Genomic DNA, 4,163 nt, shown 5'->3' with positions numbered 1-4,163 from the left:
ACGCGGAGGCCCGGCCGGGCCTCCGCGTGAAAAAGGAGGAGAAACGGCCCGCCCGCTCGCGACCGTGCAACGCCCAGCGCCCCGTGGCGGCGGTGAAGCCGTGAACGCCGCCGACGCCCCCCCGCCCGCCCGGCTCGCCGCCCTGCGGCCGCTCCTGGCGGAGATGAACGAATTAAAACGGGTGCGGGTCGCCCTGGGCGATCCGACCGGGACCTTCGCCGCGGACCGCTTCCGCGGCGCCTGGGCGATGTTGCTGGAAGGGCACGACCCCGCCGCCGTCGCCTACTCCGAGGCCGCCGCCGCCGTCGCCGCCGCCCGGCTGGGGGGGATCGACGCCCGCGTGCTGGCCGACGCCGGTCTGGAGGAGCCGGCGATTGCCGAGACGCTGCGGCGCTCGATCGCCGGGTGGACCGAAGTCCTGCCCGCCCCGCTGCCGACCGCCCTCGCCGCCGCCGCCGGCGATCTGCCGCTGGCCGACGAGGCGACCGCCGCCCGGCTGGAGGACCTGCTCGACGAGGAGACGGCCCCGCCGTTCGCGGAGATTCTCGACCGCCTTGCCGACGCCCCCCGCCGCGGCGCCGGTCCGCCGTTCGCCTCCGGGGAGAGCCACGCGGACCACGGCTACCTCGTCGCCGTCTCGAGCGTGCTGCTCGCGCCGATCTATGAGGCGGAGGTGGGGACGGCGTTCCTCGGGGCCCTGTCGCAACGCCTGCACCACGCCTTCCTGCCGGACGCCGGGGACGCCGCGCAGGAATTGTTGGGCGACCGCTATGAGTCGATCGTGGACACGTTCACGCGGCGCTGCCTGGATGCCCTGCCCGGCCCGCTGGCGGAAGAAGTGATCGACGCCCGCCGCCGCCTGTCGGACGCCGCCACGCCGGAGAGCCGCTGCGTATCCGCAGCGTCCCGGACCCTTGAAGGGTCCGGGACGCTGGCGTAGTCGTCCGCGACGCCCGCCGGCGAGAACGCCCTCAGCGTTCCAACACCGGCCCCGGGCCGTCGACGGTTCCCGTGAACTTCGGGTTCGCCGTGGGCATGTTCGCTTTCACCTCCTGGCGCCACTGGGACAGCGTCGCCCGCAGTTCCTGCGCCTTCTCCGGCCGTTCGGCGGCGAGGTCGCGGGTTTCGTCGGGGTCGTCGGCCAGATTGAATAACTCCAGGGAGCCGTCCTCGTAGCGTTCAATGAGTTTCCAGTCGCCGTACCGCAGGGCGCCGCCGGGGGAGCCGCCCTGGTTGGAGAAGTGCGGGTAGTGCCAGAACAGCGGCCGAGGCAGCTCCTCGGGGGCGTTCGGTTCCGCGAGCAGGTCGTTCAGGCGGACGCCGTCGCGGGGGTCGACCTCCTCCACGTCGGCGGCGGTCAGGAAGGTGGCCCGCAGATCGTTGGAGATCACCGGCACGTCGCAGGTCTTCCCCTCGGCGACGCCGGGGCCGGCGACGATCAGCGGTTCGCGGATGCCGCCCTCGTACAGCCAGCCCTTGCCGGCCCGCAGCGGGGCGTTGGTGGTCGCCGGGGTGTGCGGCCCTTCGGAGACGCTCAGCCCGCCGTTGTCGCTGAAGAACACGACCAGGGTGTTCTCCAGTTCGCCGGCCTGCTCCACGGCGTCCACGACCGTGCCGACGAGGTCGTCCAGGCTCTCCACCATCGCGGCGTAGCGGGGGTTGTTCTGCACGGGAATGCTCGGGTTGCCGTTCCGCCCGTTGCCGCCGGCCTGCGCGAAGCGGGGGTCCTCCTGGGCGAGGCGGTCCCGTTTCGCTTCGTATTTGGCCTGTAAATCCTCCTTGGCCTGAATGGGCGTGTGCACCTGATAGGTGGCGACGCAGAGGAACCACGGGGCCGGTTCTTGGGAGGACTCCGTCACGAAGCCGGCGGCCTTCTTCGCCAGCAGATCGGTGATGTATTGGCCGTCGTATTCCCCTTCGAGCCCCTGCACCCGGCGCTGCCACTGCGGCCAGAAGTAGTGGCCCGGGTTGCCGTTGGCCCCGCCGGCGACGTTCACGTCGAACCCCTGATCGGTGGGCAGGAAGCCCTCGCCGCCGAGGTGCCACTTGCCCATGAACCCGGTGCGATAGCCGGCGGCCTTCAATTCTTCGGCGACCGTCACCTGTTCGAGCGGAAGTTGATCGAGGTATTCGGCGTGCAGGATGGGGGAGTCTTTCGGCTGGCGGCGGCCCTTCAGCCAGTCCGTCAGCGGCAGCCGGGCCGGGTAGCGGCCGGTGTAGACGCTGGCCCGGGTGGGGCTGCACACCGGGCAGGCGGCGTAGGCCTGCGTGAACCGCACCCCGCGGGCGGCGAGGGCGTCGATGTGCGGCGTTTCATAGAACGGCGACCCGTAACAGCCGAGGTCCCGCTGGCCGAGGTCGTCGGCGAACACCAGCAGAAGATTCGGCCGTTCGTCCCCCGCGGCGTCGGGGACGAGGACGCAGGCGAACAGCAGCGCGACGAACGGCAGGACGGCGGAACGCATCGGCGGGGCTCAATGGGGCGGGCGGACGGCGATCTTCCCCTCCCCGCCCCCCCGCCGCCACCGAGCCCGGCGGAGTCGCGGACGCCCGACGCCGCGGCGGATGCGGTATCGTTGGAGGCGTTCTTCCCCGACCGGCGCCCCCCGATGCCCGCCACCCTCGATCCGCCGCCCGCCGCCGCGACGCCCGCGCCCGGCTCCGCCCCGCCCGCCCCGGACGTGCGGCTGACGGAGGCGGAGTACCTGCGGATCGAACGAAACGAGTCGGAGGGCCAGCGAACCGAGTTTTCCCAAGGCGAACTGCTCCCGATGGCCGGCGAAAGCGAACTCCACATCGATCTGGCGAAGGCGATCGAACGAGCGTTCGACGACCTGATCGCCGGCAGGCCGATGAAGACGTTTCGGTCCAATATGCGGCTGCGGGTCGCCGACGGGCGGTTTCGGTATCCCGACGTCATGCTGACGCCGCGGCCGCCGGAGATGCTCGACGGCGAGCAGGACACCGTCACCAACCCGCTCGTCCTCGTCGAAGTGCTCTCCCCCACCACCGAGGCGGTCGACCGCGGCGCCAAGCTGGAGGAGTACCGCACGATTCCCTCGCTGACGGATTATCTCCTCGTCTCCCAGGAGGAGCCGAGCGTCGATCATTACACCCGGCTGTCCGAGACGGAGTGGAAACTCGTCACGTACGCCGGCCCCGACGCCGCCGTGCCGGTCACCGGCGTCGGCGATTTAAAACTCGGCCCGCTCTACCCGGCGGATTAAATACGGCCGACGACGGCGTTTGCCCCTCACCCCCTCCTCCTCCCCCCTCCCCCTGCCTGCCCCGTGCCCGAGCCCGTCACCCATTTGGTCTTCGACGTGGAGGCCGTCGGCGACGGGGACCTGATCAGCCGGGTGCACTACCCGCACGCGGACCTCGCCCCCGTGGAGGCCGTGAACCGCTACCGCAAGGAATTGCTGGAGAAGAAGGGCAGCGACGTGCTGCCGGTCACCTTCGTGCGGCCCTGCGCGATCGCGGTGGCGAAGGTCGCCGCCGACGGCACGCTGCTGGGGCTCTCCAGCCTGGACGCCCCGCGATTCGACCCCTCCGCGATGGTCAAGCAGTTCTGGGAGGGCTGGAAGTATTATCGCCGGCCCACGCTGGTGTCCTTCAACGGCCGCGGCTACGACCTGCCGGTGCTGGAACTGTCCGCCTACCGCGACGGGCTGAGCCTGCCGGAATGGTTCCTCGACAGCGGCCCCAGCTACAAACAGCCCCGCAACCGCTATAACGGCGAGGCCCACCTAGATTTAATGGAGGCCCTCAGCAATTACGGGGCGGCCCGGCTGTCCGGGGGCTTGAACCTGTTGGCGAACCTGCTGGGCAAACCGGGCAAGTCCGGCATGGACGGCTCCCAGGTGCAGGAATACCACGACGCCGGCGGCGACGACGAGATTAATCGCTACTGCCGCTGCGACGTGCTGGACACCTATTTCGTCTTCTTAAGAACCCGCGTCCTGACCGGCCGGTTGACGCTCGAGGAGGAGCACGACCGCGTCGCCGCCGCCAAAACCTGGCTGGAGGAGCACATCGACGACCCGGCCTGCGCCTACTACCTCGACCACTGGGGCGACTGGCAACCGCCGGCACTGGATTGAACCGGCGGCGTTCGTTCTCCCCTCGCCCCCTTTTGGGGGAGAGGGGTCGGGGGTGAGGGG

General features: G+C 70.6%; 4 protein-coding genes. 3 read left to right on the top strand and 1 reads right to left on the bottom strand.

Translation table 11 applies throughout. The features are described 5' to 3' along the window. Nucleotides 1–100: 100 nt before the first annotated feature. Complete coding sequence (locus ACG2DA_RS21910; RefSeq protein ID WP_395258700.1) at nt 101–940, top strand: hypothetical protein; 840 nt, start codon at nt 101–103, stop codon at nt 938–940. A gap of 31 nt (nt 941–971) precedes the next feature. On the opposite strand, the gene ACG2DA_RS21905 is transcribed toward ACG2DA_RS21910, so the two are convergent. Then, nucleotides 972–2,465 carry a sulfatase gene (locus tag ACG2DA_RS21905; protein ID WP_395258698.1) on the bottom strand — a complete coding sequence of 498 codons (1,494 nt, stop codon included), beginning with the start codon at nt 2,463–2,465 and terminating at the stop codon, nt 972–974. Nucleotides 2,466–2,609: 144 nt separating this feature from the next. Between ACG2DA_RS21905 and ACG2DA_RS21900 the strand changes: the two genes are divergently transcribed. Both ACG2DA_RS21900 and ACG2DA_RS21895 read left to right on the top strand, forming a co-directional pair. Then, nucleotides 2,610–3,227, top strand: a complete 618-nt coding sequence (locus tag ACG2DA_RS21900) for a Uma2 family endonuclease (RefSeq protein WP_395258696.1) — start codon at nt 2,610–2,612, stop codon at nt 3,225–3,227. Between the two features lie 63 nt (nt 3,228–3,290). Then, nucleotides 3,291–4,103: a ribonuclease H-like domain-containing protein gene (locus ACG2DA_RS21895; RefSeq protein ID WP_395258694.1), complete on the top strand. Its 813-nt coding sequence runs from the start codon at nt 3,291–3,293 to the stop codon at nt 4,101–4,103. Nucleotides 4,104–4,163: the final 60 nt, after the last annotated feature.

Origin of the sequence: Alienimonas sp. DA493, assembly GCF_043951915.1 — a bacterium.
GTDB lineage: Bacteria > Planctomycetota > Planctomycetia > Planctomycetales > Planctomycetaceae > Alienimonas.
This window is presented reverse-complemented; position numbering and strand designations above follow the sequence as displayed.

Bases quoted from the DNA above. Each gene is read 5' to 3' on its own strand.
- ACG2DA_RS21905 (WP_395258698.1), bottom strand. From the start codon at position 2,465: ATGCGTTCCGCCGTCCTGCCGTTCGTCGCGCTGCTGTTCGCCTGCGTC.
- ACG2DA_RS21900 (WP_395258696.1), top strand. From the start codon at position 2,610: ATGCCCGCCACCCTCGATCCGCCGCCCGCCGCCGCGACGCCCGCGCCC.